Here is an 18,958-nt window from a genome sequence, read left to right as displayed (position 1 = left end):
ACGGTCCGGACTACTAGTCGACTGCCGACCCGAACCCTAACGCTGAAGTTTAGGGTTACCAGTGTGTCTGTTTCCTGGACTCTTCCGAACCTGACACTAAGTCGACAAGTGGCGCCCGTTCAACGAACACGCCGAACCTCCCGTTTTTCTTTTCACCCTATGTGATCAGCCGTAGCGCTGCCCAACCAGGGTGCTGGCCTGCGCCGATGTGCGTCAACTCCCCACTGACGCAGGGGCGGTGGGAACACTCACGTCGAAGTGCCGGGCCTTCGGGGCGGCTTTCATCAAGGCCACGAGGACGCGCGCCTTCATGTCACCCTTCTCGCCGCTTCCCCATACGACGACGCGTCCGCCCGTGAGCTCCAGCGAGATCTCGTCGTACGAACGGACCTTGACGGTACGGGTGTCGCGGGCGACCGCCTTCGGGAGCTGCCCGGCGACGCGGACCGCCTCACGGGTCAGCCGGTCGGGACCGAAGCGGCGCAGGCTCGCCGCCGCGCCCGTCTGATCCGGCGTCAATTCCAGCCGGGGAACGGCCTTCGGGGCCTTGTCGACCGTCGCAAAACGCACACCGTCATGGTCGACTTCGACGAACTTGCCCGAATTTCCGCCGTCTTCGACAATCAGGACCGGCTTACGTTCTGTCACTTTCAACCCGATTCCATGCGGCCAGGAACGCACCACGTCAACCGAGTCGATTCGGGGCAATTTCCGCCGCAATCGGTCCGCAATGGCATCCGTGTCGACGGAAATCATCGGGGCACCGACCGGTGCGGCGGCGGCCTCGTGCACCTGATCCGGCGTCAGTACGTCGGTACCGGACACCGTGACGCGTTCCAGGCGCAGCCACTGCGATCCGTACAGGAGCCAGGTGCCGCCCGCCCCGATCAGGACGAGCAGCACTCCGGTCACGACGAGGGTGCGTACGCGCGGCACCCGGAAGCGGGGCGGGGGCGGGCCCGGCTCGGCTGCCTCGGCGGCGTCTTCCCTCTCGCCGCGGTCCGCAGTGGTAGGTCCGGCCACGCGCTCCCCTGCCTTCGTCTCGTACGCGCCTAATGGCGTGAGTTGATCGCCTCGTAGACCATCCCGACGAGCAGGTCGTCGGCGTCCCTGCGGCCGAACTCCGAGGCGGCGCGGGACATCTCGTACAGCCGGTGCGGGTCGGCGAGGACGGGCAGGACGTTGCCCTGGACCCACTCGGGAGTCAGTTCCGCGTCGTCGACCAGCAGGCCGCCACCGGCCTTGACCACCGGCTGGGCGTTGAGCCGCTGTTCGCCGTTGCCGATGGGCAGCGGGACGTACGCGGCCGGGAGCCCGACGGCGGAGAGTTCGGCGACGGTCATCGCGCCCGCGCGGCAGAGCATCATGTCGGCCGCGGCGTACGCGAGGTCCATCCGGTCCACGTACGGTACCGGGATGTACGGGGGCATCCCCGGCATCTGCTGTACCTGCGGCAGTTCGTTCTTCGGGCCGACCACGTGCAGGATCTGGATGCCGGACTGCTGGAGCAGCGGCGCGACGCGCGTGACGACCTCGTTCAGGTGCCGGGCGCCCTGCGAGCCGCCGGAGACGAGGAGCGTCGGCAGGTTCGGGTCGAGGCCGAACGCGGCGCGGGCCTCGGGGCGCACCGCGGCCCGGTCGAGCATGGCGATGGTGCGGCGCAGCGGGATGCCGATGTAGCGGGCGTTGCGCAGCTTGCTGTCCGGGGTAGAGACGGCGACCCCGGCGGCGTACCGCGAACCGATCTTGTTCGCCAGGCCGGGCCGCGCGTTGGCCTCGTGCACGACGATGGGCACGCCGAGCCGCTTGGCGGCGAGGTAGCCGGGCAGCGCCACGTACCCGCCGAAGCCGACCACGGCGTCGGCCTTGGTGCGCTCGAGGATCTGCTCCGCGGCCTTGATGGTGCCGCGCAGCCGCCCGGGCACGGTGATCAGCTCAGGGGTGGGCTTGCGCGGCAGCGGGACGGCGGGGATCAGCGCGAGTTCGTATCCGCGCTCCGGGACGAGCCGCGTCTCGAGCCCCTTCTCCGTACCGAGGGCCGTGATGCCCACGGTCGGGTCCTGCCTGCGCAGGGCATCCGCGAGGGCGAGGGCCGGCTCGATGTGGCCGGCGGTCCCCCCACCGGCGAGTACGACATGCACCGAAATTCACCGCTCTCCGGACGTGCGCGCCGAGGCGCGCCGTCGCATCGTGTTCCATCTCATCCGCGGCTCGGCCGTGGCTCGCCGCATGGCGAGGGCCGCCCGTGCCGCCGGTTCGTCCCGCGCGAACGCGATCAGAAGTCCGACGGCGAACATGGTCGGCAGCAGCGCGGACCCCCCGTACGAGAACAGCGGGAGCGGGACACCGGCGATCGGCAGCAGGCCGAGCACCGCACCGATGTTGACCACGGCCTGCGCCGTGATCCAGGTCGTCACGCCACCCGCGGCATAGCGAACGAAGGGGTCCTCCGTGCGTCCGGCCACGCGGATACCCGCATAGCCTAGAGCCGCGAACAGGGCGAGCACCGACAGCGTCCCCGCCAGGCCCAGTTCCTCACCGGTGATGGCGAAGATGAAGTCGGTGTGCGCTTCGGGAAGTTGACCCCATTTTTCCACACTCGCACCGAGGCCGGAACCGAAGAGTCCGCCGGACGCGAGGGCGTAGATGCCGTGCAGTCCCTGCCAGCACATGTCGTCGGGGCCCGCGTCGGCGCGGCCCAGGCAGGCGAGCCGCGCCATCCGGTTCGGGCTGGTCTTGATCAGCATGATGCCGATCGCGCCGGCCACCGACAGGACCCCGACGAAGAGCCGGGTCGGCGCCCCCGCGAGCCACAACAGGCCGAAAAGAATCGCCGTCAGCAGGATCGCCGTGCCCATGTCGCCGCCGAGCATGATCAGGCCGAGCAACAGGAACGCCATCGGGACGAGCGGCACCAGCATGTGCTTCCACTGGGTCAGCAGCCGCTTGTCGTGCTTGCGGGCGAGGAGGTCGGCGCCCCACAGGATCAACGCCAGCTTGCCGAACTCGCTGGGCTGCAGCATGAAGGGGCCGCCGAGCGAGATCCAGTTCTGGTTGCCGTTGATCGACACTCCTATCCCCGGCACCTGCACCAGGACCATCAGGAAGACGCTGACGGCGAGGATCGGGTACGCGAGCGCGCGGTGCAGTTTGACCGGCATGCGCATCGCGAGCAGGAGCAGGATCGTGCCGAGGACGGCCGCGACGAACTGCTTGCGGAAGAAGTACGAACTGGGCAGGCCCATCTGCAGGGCCGTGATCATCGACGCCGAGTAGACCATCACCAGGCCGAGGACCGTGATCAGCATCGCGGACCCGAGGATCAGGTAGTACGCGGTGAGCGGCCGGTCCCAGGCGCGGCGGGCCTGTGCGTACAGGCGGCGCAGCGGATTGGCGCGCGCCCGGTAGACCTTGCTGGTCCTGCGGGGCGGCGCCGCCGGGCGCTTGGTGGTGCGGGCGCTGCTACCGGCCATTGCCGCTCCCCGACGGTGAACCGTACGGCTGTACCTGTTGCGCTGCCACGTCCCCTCCCAAGGGTGCCCGGCGTCACCGGGCACCTCGCGGGTCCCCTCAGACGCTGGTGGCGCCGAGTTCGCGGACCGCTTCCGCGAACGCCTCGCCACGCTTGTTGTAGTTGGTGAACATGTCCATCGACGCACAGGCCGGGGCCATCAGCACGGTGTCCCCCGGGCGGGCGAGCCGTGCCGCCTCCTGGACCGCCGCCGACATCGCCCCAGTGTCGGTCCGCGCGAGGTCGACGACCGGTACTTCCGGGGCGTGTCGCTCCAGGGCTTCACGGATCAGGCCACGATCGGCACCGATCAGGACGACGCCCCGCAGCCGCCCGGCCGCGGCCGTGACGAGCTCGTCGAAGGACGCTCCCTTGGCGAGTCCGCCAGCGATCCACACGATCGACTCGTACGCCGCCAACGAGGCCTGTGCGGCATGGGTGTTGGTGGCCTTGGAGTCGTCGACGTACGCGACCTCGGCGACCTCGGCGACGTGCGCGATGCGGTGCGCGTCGGGCGTGAAGTTCCGCAGTCCGTCGCGTACGGCCGCGGGCTCCACGCCGAAGGCGCGGGCGAGGGCGGCCGCGGCGAGGGCGTTGGCGATGTTGTGGGGCGCCGGCGGATTGACGTCCGACACCTCGGCGAGTTCCTGAGCGTTCTTCTGCCGGTCCTCGACGAAGGCGCGATCGACCAGGATGCCTTCGACGACGCCGAGTTCGGACGGCCCGGGCGTGCCCAGCGTGAAGCCGATGGCGCGGCAGCCCTCCGCCACGTCGGCCTCGCGGACGAGGTTCTCGGTGGCCTTGTCCGCGACGTTGAAGACGCAGGCGACCTGATTGCCTTCGTAGATACGGCCCTTGTCGGCGGCGTACGCCTCCATGGAGCCGTGCCAGTCGAGGTGGTCGGGCGCCAGGTTCAGGACGGCGCCGGAGTGCGCGCGCAGCGAGGGCGCCCAGTGCAGCTGGTACGAGGAGAGCTCGACGGCGAACACGTCGTACGCGTCGTCGCCCTCGAGGACGACGTCGATGATCGGCGTCCCGATGTTGCCGACGGCGGCCGTGCGCAGGCCCGCCGCCTTCAGGATCGACGCGAGCATCTGCGTCGTCGTGGTCTTGCCGTTCGTGCCGGTGATGGCGAGCCAGGGTGCGGCGTTCGGGCCGCGCAGGCGCCAGGCGATCTCGACGTCGCCGACGACGTCCACACCACGCGCGCGTGCCGCCTCGAACAGCGGGGAGGAAGGCTTCCAGCCCGGCGACGTGACGACCATTTCCGTGCCCTCGGGCAGCGTGGTCGCGTCCCCGAGGCGTACGGACATGCCCTCCTCCTTAAGGAGGGCTGCCTTTTCGCGGTGGGCCGGGCCGTCGCCGCCGTCCACGACGGTGACCGACGCGCCGAGGCCGGCCAGGGCGCGGGCGGCGCTGAGGCCGCTCACGCCGAGACCGGCGACGGTGATGTTCATCCCCTGCCAGGAACCCTGACCAGATGTCACTTCTTGGCTGCCCATCCTGCGTAGAAGAGGCCGAGTCCGACGATCACGCACATGCCCTGGATGATCCAGAAGCGGACCACCACAAGGACTTCGGACCACCCCTTGAGTTCGAAGTGGTGCTGCAGTGGCGCCATGCGGAAGACGCGCTTGCCGGTCATCTTGAAGGAGCCGACCTGGATGACCACGGACATCGTGATCATCACGAACAGGCCGCCCAGGAGGGCGAGGAGCAGCTCGGTGCGCGAGCAGATCGCGAGACCGGCCAGGGCGCCGCCGAGGGCGAGCGAGCCCGTGTCACCCATGAAGATCTTGGCGGGCGAGGTGTTCCACCACAGGAAGCCGAAGCAGGCGCCCATGAGGGCCGATGCCACGACTGCCAGGTCGAGTGGGTCTCTGACCTCGAAACAGGCGGCCGGGTTGGTGAGGGTCTGCGCGTTGGCGCAGGACTCCTGGAACTGCCAGACACCGATGAAGGTGTACGCGCCGAAGACCATCACGGAGGCGCCGGTGGCGAGGCCGTCGAGGCCGTCGGTGAGGTTCACGCCGTTCGACATCGCGAGGATCATGAACAGCGCCCAGACCACGAAGAGCACCGGGCCGATCGTCCAGCCGAAGTCCTCCACGAAGGAGAGCTTGGTGGAGGCCGGGGTGTTCCCGCGGGCGTCCGCGAAGGACAGGGACAGCACCGCGAAGGCGATGCCGACGATCAGCTGTCCCGCCATCTTCGCCTTGGCCCGCAGACCGAGCGAACGCCGCTTGACGATCTTGATGTAGTCGTCGAGGAAGCCGACCAGGCCCATGCCCGCCATCAGGCCGAGCACGAGCAGACCCGACAGGGTCGGGGCCGCGCCGGTGATCAGCTTGCTGAGGAAGTACGCGATGAGGGTCGCCAGGATGAAGGCGATGCCACCCATGGTCGGCGTACCGCGCTTGGCGTGGTGCTCGCGCGGGCCGTCGTCACGGATGTACTGGCCGTAGCCCTTGCGCGCAAGGAGCTTGATCAGCAGGGGCGTTCCGATCAGGGTCAGGAAGAGCCCGATCACACCCGCGAAGAGGATCTGCTTCATCATCGGGCATCAGCCCCGGCCTGAACGTCGTCGATCAGCGCCTGTGCGACGCTCTCCAGGCCCACCGACCTGGAGGCCTTCACGAGCACGACGTCTCCCGGGCGCAGCTCGCTGCGCAGCAGGTCGACAGCCGCCTGTGCGTCGGACACGTGCACCGACTCCTCACCCCACGAACCCTCGTTATAGGCGCCCAGTTGCAGCCAGGACGCTTCCCTGCCCCCGACTGCCACGAGCTTGCTGACGTTGAGCCGGACGGCGAGCCGTCCGACCGCGTCGTGCTCGGCCAGCGCCTCATCGCCGAGCTCGGCCATGTGCCCGAGCACCGCCCACGTACGCCGCCCCTTGCCCATGGCCACCAGGGCGCGGAGAGCCGCGCGCATGGACTCGGGGTTCGCGTTGTAGGCGTCGTTGACGATCGTGACGCCGTCCGGGCGCTCGGTGACCTCCATGCGCCAGCGGGACAGGGTGCCCGCCTCGGAGAGCGCGCGGGCGATCTCTTCTACGGACATGCCAAGGTCATGGGCGACGGCGGCCGCGGCGAGCGCGTTCGACACGTGGTGCTCACCGTACAGGCGCAAGGTCACCTCGCTGCACCCGGAGGGTGTGTGGAGGCTGAAGGCCGGCTGTCCGTTCTCCGTGAGCCGGACATTCTCGGCACGTACGTCGGCGTCGGCCGCCTCTCCGAAGAGGAGCACCTTCGCCTTCGTGCGCGAGGCCATGGCCCGTACGAGAGGATCGTCCGCGTTCAGGATCGCGGTGCCCTCGGCGGGCAGCGCCTCGACCAGCTCGCCCTTGGCCTCCGCGATCTGCTCGCGGCCGCCGAACTCGCCGATGTGCGCGGTCCCTACGTTGAGGACGACGCCGACCTTCGGGGGCGTCAGGCCCGTCAGGTACCGGATGTGGCCCTTGCCGCGGGCGCCCATCTCCAGGACGAGGAACCGCGTCTCGTCGGTGGCGGTCAGCGCGGTCAGCGGCAGGCCGATCTCGTTGTTGAACGAGCCCGGCGTGAAGACCGTCGGCGCCGTGCGCTGCAACACCTGCGCGATCAGGTCCTTGGTGCTGGTCTTGCCGGCCGAGCCGGTCAGCGCGACGAGGGTGGCGCCCAGCCGCTCGACGACGTGCCGGGCGAGCGCGCCGAGCGCCGTCCGAACGTCGTCGACGACGATCGCGGGCACGCCGACGGGGCGGGACGCCAGGACGGCGGCCGCACCCTTTTCGACGACCTCGCGCGCGTAGTCGTGGCCGTCCACCCGCTCGCCCACAAAGGCGGCGAACAGGCTGCCGGGCTCGACCTTGCGCGAGTCGATGACGACAGGACCGGTGATCCGGACCTGCTCATCCGGTATGTCGTACGTCTGCCCGCCGACGACTGAGGCGATCTCGGCGAGGGAGAGGGCGATCACAAGTTCATCCCTGGGTCTTCTGGATAGCTTCGCGAAGCACCTGGCGGTCGTCGAAGGGACGGACCACCCCGGCGATGTCCTGGCCCTGCTCGTGGCCCTTGCCCGCGACGAGCACGGTGTCGCCGGGCTCGGCCCGGGCCACGGCGGCGGCGATGGCGGCGGCCCGGTCCTCGAAGACCTGGACCTCGCCGCGCTCGTGCGCGGGCACGTCGGCCGCGCCCGCGAGCATCGTGGCGAGGATCGCGAGGGGGTCCTCGGAGCGGGGGTTGTCGGAGGTGAGGATGGCCGTGTCGGCGAACCGCGCGGCGGCGGCGCCCATCGGCATCCGCTTGGTCTTGTCGCGGTCGCCGCCGCAGCCGAGCACGATGTGCAGCTTGTTCTCGGTGACCTTGCGCAGGGCCTTGAGCACGGACTCGACGGCGTCGGTCTTGTGCGCGTAGTCGACGACGGCGAGGTAGTCCTGGCCCGCGTCCACGCGCTCCAGGCGGCCCGGCACCCCGGGGACGGCTGCGACGCCGTCGGCGGCGGTCTGCGGGTCGATCCCGGCGACGGCGAGGGCGACGATCGCGGCGAGGGTGTTCGCCACGTTGAAGGGGCCGGGCAGCGGCGCCTTGGCGGAGATGCGCTCGCCCTTGGGGCCGACGACGGTCAACGTCGAGCCCAGCGGCCCCACTTCGACGTCCTCGGCGCGCCAGTCGGCGTCCGGGTGCCCCTCCGCGGAGAAGCTGACGACCGGCACTTCCGAGTCCTGCAGGAGCCGGCGGCCGTACTCGTCGTCGAAGTTCACGACGCCCTGTTTGCTGCGCGCCCGCGTGAACAGCTGCGCCTTCGCCCGGAAGTAGTCCTCCATGTCGGAGTGGAACTCCATGTGCTCCGGGCTCAGGTTGTTGAAGACGGCGACGTCGAAGACGCAGCCGTCGACCCGGCCGAGCACGAGGGCGTGGCTGGAGACCTCCATGGCGACGGCGTCGACGCCGCGCTCGCGCATGACCGCGAACAGGGCCTGGAGATCGGTGGCTTCGGGGGTGGTGCGCTCGGACTTGATGCGCTCGTCGCCGATGCGCATCTCGACGGTGCCGATGAGCCCGGTCGAGCGGACCGCCTTCAGACCGCCCTCCATGAGGTACGCGGTCGTCGTCTTGCCCGACGTGCCGGTGATGCCGAGTTGCAGCAGGTCCTTGCCGGGGTGGCCGTAGATGGTGGCCGCCAGCTCGCCCATGCGGCCGCGCGGGTTCTCCACGACGAGCGGCACGAGTCCGGCCTCCGTGACGCGCTCGGCGCCCGCCGGGTCGGTCAGCGCCGCGACGGCGCCGAGCGAGGCGGCCTGCGCGGCGAAGTCGGCGCCGTGCGCGCGGGCGCCGGGCAGCGCCGCGTACAGGTCACCGGGCCGCACCGCCCGGGAGTCGTGGGTGATGCCGGAGATCTCGACGCCTGCCGCGGGTGTGGGGACACCCAGCTGATCGGCCAGTTCCGCGAGGGGTGTGGCGGAGACCTCGACCGGTCGCGGCGGCCCGGGGTATGTCACGGGTGCGCCCTTCTGGGTGGTTTGGGACTGATCAGCGTGTGGCACGGCGGTGAGCGTACCGGGCGCACCCCCCGGGGAGCGAAGCGAGGGGCGTGGCGCGCGCTGGTTCCCTGGATCGGGGGTGATGGTTGTCACGAGCTCTTCAAGATGTCTTCACTGTGTGGAGGCGATCATGGTCACGGCACGTCACGGCCGGTGTCACGGCTGGTATTCAGTGGGCAGTTTCGCGGACTTGGCGCCCGTGGGCGGCACTTGAAGGGTCTTCAGGGCGAACTCCATGACCTGCTTGTAGATGGGGCCGCAGATCTGGCCGCCGAAGTAGCTTCCCTTCGTGGCGTTCTGGATGGCGCAGTAGACGGTGACGCGCGGCTTGTCGGCGGGTGCGAACCCGGCGAACGACGACGTGTACCCCTTGTAGCGCCCCGTGGCCGGATCCACGCGGTTGGCCGTGCCCGTCTTGCCCGCGACGCGGTAGCCGGGGATGCGGGCCCTGGTGCCGGTGCCCTCCTCGTCGTCGACCACGGACTCCAGCATCTGCGCGACCGTCCTGGCCGTCTTCTCGCTGACGACGCGGGTCTGCTTGGGCTTGGGCGCGGGGGTGAACTTGCCGTCGGCGCCGGTGGAGCCCCGCACGAAAGTCGGCTCGATCCGTACGCCCCCGTTGGCGATGGTCGAATACACGGAGGCCGCCTGCATCGCGTTGAGGGAGAAGCCCTGCCCGAACGGGATCGTGTACTGCTGCGACGTGGACCACGTGTCGGGCGCGGCGAGGATGCCGGAGGTCTCGCCGGGGAAACCGAGACCGCTCTGCCGGCCGATGCCGAACTTGCGCAGGTACGAGTAGAGGGTCTGGTTGGCCTCCGGCTGCGTCTTGCCCAGTTGGCCGGCGGCGAGGATCGTGCCGATGTTGCTGGACCTGGCGAGCACGCCGTTGAGCGTGAGGTACCAGGTCTTGTGGTCGATGTCGTCCTGGAAGAGACGGTCGCCGCGGTGCAGCCTGTTGGGCACGACGACGTGGGTCTCGGGGGTCGCCACGTTCTCCTCGAGCACGGCCGCCATCGACATCACCTTGGCGGTGGAGCCGGGCTCGTAGGCGTCCTGCAGCGCCGCGTTGCCCATGGCCGAGGAGTTGGCCTGCGACAGGTCGTTGGGGTCAAAGCCCGGCGCGTTGGCCATGGCCAGCACCTCGCCGGTCTGCGTGTCCTGCACTATCACGTAGCCACGATCGGCATGGGACTTCTTGACCTGCTCGGTGATCGCGTTCTGCGCGGCCCACTGGATGTCGCGGTCGATGGTCAGCTCGACGTCGGAGCCGGGCACCGCGGGCTGTTCGGTGCTGCCCGCGGTGGGCACCTGCTGGCCGCCGGACTGGGCGTAACGGATCTTGCCGTCCTTGCCCGACAGCTCCTTGTTGAGCTGCTGCTCGACGCCGCCGCCGCCCTTGCCGTCGGCGTTGACCCAGCCCAGTATCCCGGCGGCCAGGTCCCCGTTCGGGTACACGCGCTTGCTGCTGGGGTCGGCGAGGACGCCGGAGAGCACGCTGGCCTCGCGGCCCTCGGCGTTGGCCTTGTCGTTCAGCGTGGACCTGAGGTCCTTGATCTGCTTCCAGACCTGGGGCGTCTGGCGCGAGGCGAGCCGCACGTACCGCGTGTTCTTCGTCTTCAGCTTCTTGGCGAGCGCGTCCGCGTCGACCCCGATGATCGGCGACAGGAGCGCCGCCGCCTGCTCGGGCGCGTCCTTCACCTTGGTGACCTTCTCGGTGAACATCGTCGGGTCCGCCGTGATGTCGTACGCGTCCACGCTGGTCGCGAGGGCGACACCGCTGCGGTCGGTGATGCCGCCCCGCTCGGCCGCGATGGTGTGGCTGACGTACCGATTCAGCTCGGCCTTCGCGGCGTACGCGCTCGCGTCGACGCCCTGCACCTGGAGAAGCCGTACGACGAAGACCATGAGGACGAGCGTGAGGCCCAGGCTCACCATCCGCAGGCGGGGCCGCGGGCTGCCCAGGCGCAGTGGAGTGGCGGCCTTGGCAGGGGCGGGGCGCGGGCGCCGTGCGGCGGGGCGTGCACCGGGACCCGGGCGCCGCTGCGCCGCGGGCCTGCCAGGTCCCGAGGAGCGCGCGGGTCCTGGGACGCGGCGGCGCGGGGGCTCCCTGTCGGTCATGGCGTCACCTGCCGGAGGTCGAAGGAGCAGTGGTCGAGGGAGCGGGGGCCGAGGGCTGTACCGAGCTGTTCGGACTCGGCCGGCCGGTCGGCCTGGCGGAGGGCTTGGCGGACGGCGTCTTCCCCGGTGCAGCACTGCTCGACGGGGCGGAGGGCGTCGTCGTGGTGGTCGTACGCACCGTCTCCGGCGGCCGGGGCGCCTGCTGACGCACCGGCGAGGGCAGCGCGGCCGGGCTCGGCATGCCGCGCACGGTGCCGTTCGGGTTCAGGAACGCGGGGTCGCCGCCGGGGACCATGCCGAGTTCGCGGGCGCGGCGCTGCAGGGCGTCGGGGGCCGAGTACGAGTCGACGTCGCGCTGCAGTTGCTGCTCGTCGTCGGTGAGCTCGGTGGTCTGCTTCTTGAGCCTGCTGAGCTTGAACGATCCTTCGTTGAGGGACGAGTTCAGCAACAGCAGCGTGATGAGTCCGCCGCCGAGCAGCAGCACGACGAGCAGGACGAACGGGGTCCGCGCCGCCTGGGCGCCGCCGGACGGGGCGACCGGGAAGAGCCGCGCCAACCGGGCCGCTCTCCCGCGCCGTTCGCCCGTGGAGCCCTTGGATCCCTGAGAACCTTTCGAGCCGCTCCTGCCGCTCTTCCCGCTCATGACCACCCCTCCACGCGCGCGTGCCTCACTCGATCCTCATCCGATGACGTCCTCGCGGATGCGCTGCGCACCTCGCAGCCGTGCCGGGGCCGCCCGGCGGTTCTCGGCGACCTCTTCCTCCGTGGGGAGTTCGGCGCCGCGCGTGAGCAGCTTGAGCCGCGGCTGGTACTGCTCGGGGACGACGGGCAGGCCGGGCGGCGCCGTGGTGGCGGCGCCGGCCGCGAACACCTGCTTGACCAGCCGGTCCTCGAGCGAGTGGTACGACAGGACGGAGATCCGGCCACCGACGGCGAGCGCCTTCACCGCGGCCGGAATCGCCCGCTCCAGGACGCTCAACTCGCCGTTGACCTCGATGCGCAGGGCCTGGAAGGTGCGCTTGGCCGGGTTGCCTCCGGTGCGCTTGGCGGCCTGCGGCAGGGAGTCGCGGATCAGCTCGACGAGCCGGGCGCTGTTGCTGAACGGCTCCTTCTCGCGCTCGCGCACGACGGCCGAAACGATGCGTTTGGCCTGCTTCTCCTCGCCGTACTGGCGCAGGATCCGCACCAACTCGCCCGCGGGGTACGTGTTCAGGACCTCGGCGGCGCTCATCCCGGTCGTCTGGTCCATGCGCATGTCGAGCGGCGCGTCCTGCGCGTACGCGAAGCCCCGGTCGGCCTCGTCGAGCTGCATGGAGGAGACGCCGAGGTCGAACAGGACGCCCTGGACGCGCGGGATCTCCAACCGGTCGAGGACCTCGGGCAGTTCGTCGTAGACGGCGTGCACGAGGGTGGCCCGGTCACCGAAGGGGGCGAGGCGCTCGCCGGACAGGCGCAGCGCTTCCTTGTCGCGGTCGAGCGCGACGAGGCGGCACGAGGGGAACGTGGAGAGCAGGGCCTCGCTGTGGCCGCCGAGGCCGAGCGTGCAGTCGACGACGACCGCGCCCGGCTGTGCGAGCGCGGGAGCCAACATGTCCAAGCAGCGCTGGAGCATGACCGGGACGTGTCGCTGACTCAAGGGGCCCTCTCAGGTCCGGCGTGGGGGGGCGGACGCACTGCCGGGTCCCCGCCCGCTCGTGAAGGGGATGGTGGTCCGCCGGCGCCGGGGAAGTGACGCCGGCCGACCGGAGCGGGAGGAGGCCGAGCCGTACGTACGCGCCGCGCACGCGGGGAGCGTCCGGCAGTGCCGGGATCTCCGTTGTTGCTTCGATTAATGGGGTTCGGCGTCACTTTAGTCCACGGTGCCCCTCGGTCAATCAACCGGCCTGCGCGTCGCGGGCCGCATCGACGCGAAGCCGCATTTCCGGCGAATTCACCCGTTCGGTCGCGCTCGACCGCCCCTGTGGGTTAGCTCACAACAAGCCGCGATGACGTTCTTTGTCCCGTCTCACAGCGGGCCACGGCCCTGCGTGACCATTACCGTCATATCCATGACGACTTCCGCATCCCTCCCGTCCGAAGACGCCATACCCGTCGCCGGCACCATCACCGACCGCCTCGTCGACGCGAACGCGCGGTACGCCGCGGCCTTCACCGACCCGGGCATGGACGCACGTCCCGTGCTGCAGGTCGCCGTGGTCGCGTGCATGGACGCCCGTCTCGACCTGCACGCCGCGCTCGGGCTCGAACTCGGCGACTGCCACACCATTCGCAACGCCGGCGGAGTCGTGACCGACGACGTGATCCGCTCGCTGACCATCAGCCAGCGCGCCCTCGGCACCCGCAGCGTGGTTCTCATCCACCACAGCGGCTGCGGCCTCGAGGGACTCAGCGAGGAGTTCCGGCACGAGCTGGAGCTCGAGGTCGGCCAGCGCCCGACCTGGGCCGTCGAGGGATTCCGCGACGTCGACCAGGACGTACGGCAGTCGATACAGAAGGTGCGCACCTCGCCCTTCCTGCTGCACACCGACGACGTACGCGGCTTCGTCTTCGACGTGAAGACCGGTCAGCTGCGCGAGATCGCCCCTGCTTGAAGTTTCCGAAAAGGTTCCCGGGCGGGCGGCCGTCCCCTCAAAAGGTTGTAAGCCCCGACATATCGCAGCCAGTTATCCACAGGCGAGTGACACGAACCGGTAACGCCAACAAGAATGCGTGTGTGGCACCTCGCGCGATCGATGGAACTTTTCGCGCGTGGTGTCCGTGTTTCGGGGTGGGCCGGTCCGCGTCACAGAGCGTCGGCCCGGAAAGTACGGGCCGAGGAGGGCCGGGTGACGACCTATGACGATCGAGCGAGCCTCACTGATCTGACCACCACTGCGGAGCGTGTGCGCAGGTCGGTGGAGGGTGTGATCGAGGGCAAGCCGGAGGTCGTACGGCTTTCGCTGACAGTGCTGCTCGCTGAGGGGCACCTGCTCATCGAGGATGTACCGGGCGTCGGCAAGACGATGCTCGCGAAGGCGCTGGCGCGGTCCATCGACTGCTCGGTGCGCCGCATCCAGTTCACGCCCGACCTGCTGCCGTCGGACATCACCGGTGTGTCCATCTGGGACCAGCAGCGTCGGGACTTCGAGTTCAAGCCGGGGGCGATCTTCGCGCAGATCGTGATCGGCGACGAGATCAACCGCGCGTCTCCGAAGACGCAGTCGGCGCTGCTCGAGTCCATGGAGGAGCGCCAGGTCACCATCGACGGGCAGACCTACGAACTGCCCAGCCCCTTCATGGTGGTGGCGACGCAGAACCCGGTCGAGATGGAGGGCACGTACCCGCTGCCCGAGGCCCAGCGCGACCGCTTCATGGCGCGCGTGTCCATCGGCTATCCGAACCCGGAGGCCGAGCTGCAGATGCTGGACGTCCACGGCGGTGTCTCGCCCCTGGACGACCTGCAGCCGGTGGCGCACGCGCACGACATCGTGAAGCTGGTCGAGGCGGTGCGCACGGTCCACGTCGCCGACGCCGTACGGCGCTACGCGGTCGACCTGGTGGCCGCCACGCGCACGCACCCGGACCTCAGACTCGGTGCGTCCCCGCGCGCGACGCTGCACCTGCTGCGGGCGGCCAAGGCCTCGGCGGCCCTCAGCGGTCGTGAGTACGCACTGCCGGACGACATCCAGGCGCTGGCCGTCGCGGTCCTGGCGCACCGTCTGCTGCCCACCGCTCAGGCTCAGTTGAACCGGCGCACGGCCGAGCAGGTCGTCCTCGACATCCTGCAGCGCACCCCGGTCCCGGCCGCCGAGCCGCGCGCGCCCCAGAGTTACCCGTCGGCGCCTCCGATGTACGGCCAGCAGCCGCCCGGCACGCGGGGTATGTGATGGCGGCTGGGGGGTACTACGGGGCGGACTCCGGGGGCGGGGACGGCACGGCTGACGACAAGGGCGACAAGAGCGGCCTGCGGACCGCGCTCGCCGGCCTGACCACGCGCGGCCGCTCGTTCCTGGCCGCGGGTGTCGCCGCGGCCGTCTGCGCTTACGTCCTGGGGCAGAGCGATCTGCTCCGGGTCGGGCTGCTGCTCGCGGTGCTTCCGCTGGTGTGCGCGGCCGTCCTGTACCGCACGCGCTACCGGGTCGCGGGCAGCCGCCGCCTCTCCCCCGCGCGCGTGCCCGCCGGTTCGGAGGCGCGCGTGCACCTGCGGATGGACAACATCTCGCGGCTGCCGACCGGCCTGCTGATGCTCCAGGACCGCGTGCCGTACGTGCTCGGGCCGCGCCCCCGCTTCGTCCTCGACCGGGTCGAGGCGGGCGGCCGCCGCGAGGTGTCCTACCGGGTCCGCTCGGACCTGCGCGGCCGCTATCCGCTGGGCCCGCTGCAGCTGCGGCTCACGGACCCGTTCGGCATGTGTGAACTGACCCGGTCCTTCTCGACGTACGACACCCTGACGGTGATCCCGCGCGTGGAGCCGTTGCCCGCGGTGCGGCTCTCCGGTGAGGCCAAGGGGTACGGCGACGGGCGGCAGCGGTCGCTCGCGCTGGCCGGCGAGGACGACGTGATCCCGCGCGGGTACCGCTACGGCGACGATCTGCGCCGCGTCCACTGGCGCTCGACCGCGCGCTACGGCGAGTTGATGGTGCGCCGCGAGGAGCAGCCGCAGCGGGCCCGCTGCACGGTGCTGCTCGACACGCGCGGCCCCGCCTATCAGGGCGCGGGCCCCGACTCGGCCTTCGAATGGGCGGTGTCCGGGACGGCCTCCGCCCTGGTGCACATGCTCGAACGGGGCTTCTCCGTCCGTCTGTTGACGGACACGGGCAGCGCGGTGCCGGGCGAGGGCACGGACGGTTTCGCGGGCGCCAGCCAGGAGTCGGCGGACGCGGCGGGCCTGATGATGGACACGCTCGCAGTCGTCGACCACTCCGACACGTACACGCTCTCGGCCGCGTACGACGTGCTGCGCAGCGGGAACGAGGGACTACTGGTGGCCTTCTTCGGCGACCTCGACGAGGAGCAGGCGGCGGTGGCCGCCAAGATGCGCCAGCGCAGCGGCGGCGCCGTCGCCTTCGTGCTGGACAGCGCCTCCTGGATCCACGGTCCGGGGGCGCCGCTCTCGCAGCAGTGCGCGGAGCGGCTGCGCATGCTGCAGGAAGCGGGCTGGACGGCGGTGGCCGTACCACCGGGCGCCGCGATGACAGAGGTGTGGCGGCAGGCGGACCGGGAGCGTTCCGGCACCGTGTCGGCCCCGCACAGCGGCGCGGGGGGTTGGTCATGAGCGGCGGTGCCCGTCTGTCGATCTGCGCGACGCTGGCCACGTTCCTGGCCTCGTGCTCGCTGCTCCCGTTGGTCGACAAGTCCTCGTGGATCCTCCAGGCGGCCATCCTGCTGGTGATCCAGGCGGCGGTGGGCGCCGCGGCCCGCCGGATCCCGCTGGCGCGGCCGCTGACGATCGCGGCGCAGGCCGTGGTCTCCCTGCTGCTGCTCACCCTCGTCTTCGCGAACCAGCAGGCGCTGGGCGCGGTGATCCCGGGTCCCGAGGCCTTCCGGCACTTCGGGGTGCTGCTGCAAGCGGGCGGTGACGACGTCGGCCGGTACATGATCCCGGCGCCGCTGTCCGACGGCATCCGGCTGATGCTGGTCGGCGGCGCGCTGGTGATCGGCCTCGCGGTGGACGCGCTCGCCGTGACGTTCCGCAGCGCGGCCCCGGCCGGACTGCCGCTGCTCGCCCTGTACTCGGTCGCCGCGGGGCTGTCCGACGGCGGCACCGACTGGCTGTGGTTCCTGCTGGCGGCCGGCGGCTATCTGCTGCTGCTCCTCGCCGAGAGCCGGGACCGCCTCTCGCAGTGGGGCCGGGTCTTCGGTGGCACCGGGCGCGCCCCCGGCGGGATGCAGCGCCAGGACGGTCCGGGCGGCGCGGTCGCCCCGGTCCGCACCGGCCGCCGCATCGGCGTCCTCGCGCTGGGCATCGCCCTCGTCGTGCCGCTCGCCCTGCCCGCCCTGAACGACGGCCTGCTCGGCCCCTCCGGCACGGGCGTGGGCAACGGGTCGGGCGGTGGCGGCACCATCTCCGCGATCAACCCCCTGGTCTCGCTGCAGAACAGCCTGAACCAGCCGGAGGACCGGACGGTGATGTCGTACAAGACGAACACCGACCAGACCACCGACATGTACCTGCGGATCGTGGCGCTCGACGAGTTCGACGGCACCACCTGGCGCCCCTCGGTGCGCAGCATCACCGATGTGCCCTCCCCGCTGCCGAGTCCGCCCGGGCTCGGCGCCGACGTCGGCAGGACCGAGGTCACCACCCGGATCTCGGCAGCGGACTGGTACGCGCAGGACTGGCTGCCGATGCCGTACCCCGCGACGAACGTGTCGATCAACGGACGCTGGCGGTTCGAACAGGTCGGCCGCACCCTGGTCGGCGATCACGGGCAGACGACGCGCGGCAAGTCGTACACCGTCAAGAGCCTGCTCGTGCAGCCGACGGCACAGCAGCTGGCCAACGCGGGACAGCCGCCGGCCGACATGCTCCGCGAGTTCACGAAGGTCCCCGAGTCGCTGCCCGAGGTGGTGCGCTCGACCGCGCGCAGGGTCACGGCCGGCGCGGCGAACAACTACGAGCGGGCGGTCAAGCTCCAGGACTACTTCGCGGTCAACGGCGGCTTCTCGTACGACACTGAGGTGCAGGCCGGCAGCGGTTCCGCCGCCATCGCGCGCTTCCTGAAGCAGAAGCGGGGCTTCTGCGTCCACTTCTCCTTCTCGATGGCGGCGATGGCCCGGAGCCTCGGCATCCCGGCGCGCGTCGCGGTCGGCTTCACCCCGGGCTCGCCCGCGGGCGACGGCAGTTACGCGGTGGGCCTGCGGGACGCGCACGCCTGGCCGGAGCTGTACTTCGAGGGCGTGGGCTGGACCCGCTTCGAGCCGACGCCGACGCGTGGCACGACCCCGTCGTACACGCAGGACACCACCCCGAGCGACAGCTCGAGCGACCCGGCGGCGCCGAGCACGTCCGCCTCCGCGGCTCCCTCGGCCGCCCAGCCCTCCGCCTCGGAGAGCTGCTCGGCGGCACAGCGCAAGGAGGGCGCCTGCGGCAGCGCCGCTCCGGCGCTCGTCACCGGCTCGACGGACGACGGCCCGCCGATCGGCACGATCCTGCTGGTGACGCTGGCTGCCCTGCTGGTCCTCGTGGTGCCTCTGCTGCCGATGCTGTGGCGCAAGCGGCTGCGGGCGGTGCGGCTCGGTTCCTCCGGTCGTACGGACGCCGATGCCACCGCGCGCACCCTGGCGGCCTGGCGCGAGGTCACCGACACGGCGTGGGACCACGGCATCGCGCCGGACGACTCACAGACCCCGCGCAAGGCGGCGGCCCGCATCGTGCGGATCGGGCAGCTCGATCCACCGGCCGCCGATGCCGTGCACCGGGTGGCGGCAGCGGTGGAGCAGGTGCTGTACGCGCCACGGCCCGCGCCCGCCTCGGGCCTGGGCGAGGACGTGCGCCACCTGTACGACGGCCTGCGCGCGAAGGCCGGCCGCACGACCCGGCTGCGCGCGACGCTCGCGCCGCGCTCGGCCATCCGGGTGGTGTGGGCGGCGTCGCAGCGCTGGGAGTCGTTCACGGTGCGGCTGCGGGCCCGCTGGTCGTCGTTGCTCGACCGGTCGTCCCGCTCCCGCCCGTCGAGCCAGGAGAGTTGAGTCCCGTACGTCGATGAAGGCTCCGGCCACCGCTGAGGCGGCCGGAGCCTTCGTCCGTTCTCGGAGCACGCGCCGACGCCGCTCAGTGCTCAATACTCAGTAGTCAGTGCTCCATGCCGACGGTGTCTCTA

Annotated in this window: 14 protein-coding genes; 4 read left to right on the top strand and 10 right to left on the bottom strand. The window is 70.8% G+C overall.

The window, feature by feature from the left end; genetic code table 11:
• Positions 1-213: 213 nt before the first annotated feature.
• The 10 genes from ACIBUY_RS21885 to rsmH all read right to left on the bottom strand — a co-directional run bounded on the left by ACIBUY_RS21885 (position 214) and on the right by rsmH (position 12,792).
• The gene (locus ACIBUY_RS21885; RefSeq protein WP_365564391.1) at positions 214-1,023 is read right to left on the bottom strand and encodes an FtsQ-type POTRA domain-containing protein; all 810 of its coding nucleotides are present in this window, start codon (positions 1,021-1,023) and stop codon (positions 214-216) included.
• 29 nt (positions 1,024-1,052) lie between these two features.
• Positions 1,053-2,141: an undecaprenyldiphospho-muramoylpentapeptide beta-N-acetylglucosaminyltransferase gene (gene murG, locus ACIBUY_RS21880; protein ID WP_365564394.1), complete on the bottom strand. Its 1,089-nt coding sequence runs from the start codon at positions 2,139-2,141 to the stop codon at positions 1,053-1,055.
• Between the two features lie 6 nt (positions 2,142-2,147).
• Positions 2,148-3,473 (bottom strand): putative lipid II flippase FtsW, encoded by a 1,326-nt coding sequence (ftsW, locus tag ACIBUY_RS21875; protein ID WP_399153384.1) that lies wholly within the window; start codon positions 3,471-3,473, stop codon positions 2,148-2,150.
• Between the two features lie 97 nt (positions 3,474-3,570).
• A complete protein-coding gene (gene murD, locus ACIBUY_RS21870; protein WP_365564399.1) occupies positions 3,571-5,013 on the bottom strand; it encodes a UDP-N-acetylmuramoyl-L-alanine--D-glutamate ligase in 1,443 nt (480 codons plus the stop codon).
• Positions 4,995-6,068 (bottom strand): phospho-N-acetylmuramoyl-pentapeptide-transferase, encoded by a 1,074-nt coding sequence (gene mraY, locus ACIBUY_RS21865; protein ID WP_365564402.1) that lies wholly within the window; start codon positions 6,066-6,068, stop codon positions 4,995-4,997. Before mraY ends, murD begins: the two co-directional genes overlap by 19 nt.
• The gene (gene murF / locus ACIBUY_RS21860; protein WP_365564405.1) at positions 6,065-7,468 is read right to left on the bottom strand and encodes a UDP-N-acetylmuramoyl-tripeptide--D-alanyl-D-alanine ligase; all 1,404 of its coding nucleotides are present in this window, start codon (positions 7,466-7,468) and stop codon (positions 6,065-6,067) included. The genes mraY and murF overlap by 4 nt, the downstream gene beginning before the upstream one ends.
• Before the next feature lie 4 nt (positions 7,469-7,472).
• The gene (locus ACIBUY_RS21855; protein ID WP_365564407.1) at positions 7,473-9,128 is read right to left on the bottom strand and encodes a UDP-N-acetylmuramoyl-L-alanyl-D-glutamate--2,6-diaminopimelate ligase; all 1,656 of its coding nucleotides are present in this window, start codon (positions 9,126-9,128) and stop codon (positions 7,473-7,475) included.
• Between the two features lie 63 nt (positions 9,129-9,191).
• Positions 9,192-11,156: a peptidoglycan D,D-transpeptidase FtsI family protein gene (locus ACIBUY_RS21850; RefSeq protein ID WP_399153383.1), complete on the bottom strand. Its 1,965-nt coding sequence runs from the start codon at positions 11,154-11,156 to the stop codon at positions 9,192-9,194.
• A gap of 4 nt (positions 11,157-11,160) precedes the next feature.
• Positions 11,161-11,799 carry a septum formation initiator family protein gene (locus ACIBUY_RS21845; RefSeq protein ID WP_399153382.1) on the bottom strand — a complete coding sequence of 213 codons (639 nt, stop codon included), beginning with the start codon at positions 11,797-11,799 and terminating at the stop codon, positions 11,161-11,163.
• Between the two features lie 36 nt (positions 11,800-11,835).
• Positions 11,836-12,792: a 16S rRNA (cytosine(1402)-N(4))-methyltransferase RsmH gene (rsmH, locus tag ACIBUY_RS21840; protein ID WP_365564414.1), complete on the bottom strand. Its 957-nt coding sequence runs from the start codon at positions 12,790-12,792 to the stop codon at positions 11,836-11,838.
• Between the two features lie 412 nt (positions 12,793-13,204).
• Here rsmH and ACIBUY_RS21835 point away from each other — a divergent pair, with 412 nt between their 5' ends.
• From ACIBUY_RS21835 to ACIBUY_RS21820, 4 genes are all read left to right on the top strand, one after another.
• Positions 13,205-13,747: a carbonic anhydrase gene (locus tag ACIBUY_RS21835; protein WP_365564417.1), complete on the top strand. Its 543-nt coding sequence runs from the start codon at positions 13,205-13,207 to the stop codon at positions 13,745-13,747.
• Between the two features lie 234 nt (positions 13,748-13,981).
• Positions 13,982-15,022 carry a MoxR family ATPase gene (locus ACIBUY_RS21830; protein ID WP_365564419.1) on the top strand — a complete coding sequence of 347 codons (1,041 nt, stop codon included), beginning with the start codon at positions 13,982-13,984 and terminating at the stop codon, positions 15,020-15,022.
• Complete coding sequence (locus ACIBUY_RS21825; protein WP_365564422.1) at positions 15,022-16,410, top strand: DUF58 domain-containing protein; 1,389 nt, start codon at positions 15,022-15,024, stop codon at positions 16,408-16,410. The genes ACIBUY_RS21830 and ACIBUY_RS21825 overlap by 1 nt, the downstream gene beginning before the upstream one ends.
• Positions 16,407-18,827 (top strand): DUF3488 and transglutaminase-like domain-containing protein, encoded by a 2,421-nt coding sequence (locus ACIBUY_RS21820; protein ID WP_365564424.1) that lies wholly within the window; start codon positions 16,407-16,409, stop codon positions 18,825-18,827. The genes ACIBUY_RS21825 and ACIBUY_RS21820 overlap by 4 nt, the downstream gene beginning before the upstream one ends.
• The last annotated feature ends 131 nt before the right edge of the window (positions 18,828-18,958 follow it).

Source organism: Streptomyces sp. NPDC050085 (genome assembly GCF_044460595.1).
GTDB lineage: Bacteria > Actinomycetota > Actinomycetes > Streptomycetales > Streptomycetaceae > Streptomyces.
Note: the sequence above shows the minus strand (reverse complement) of the source record. Positions and strands in the feature narration are given on the sequence as shown.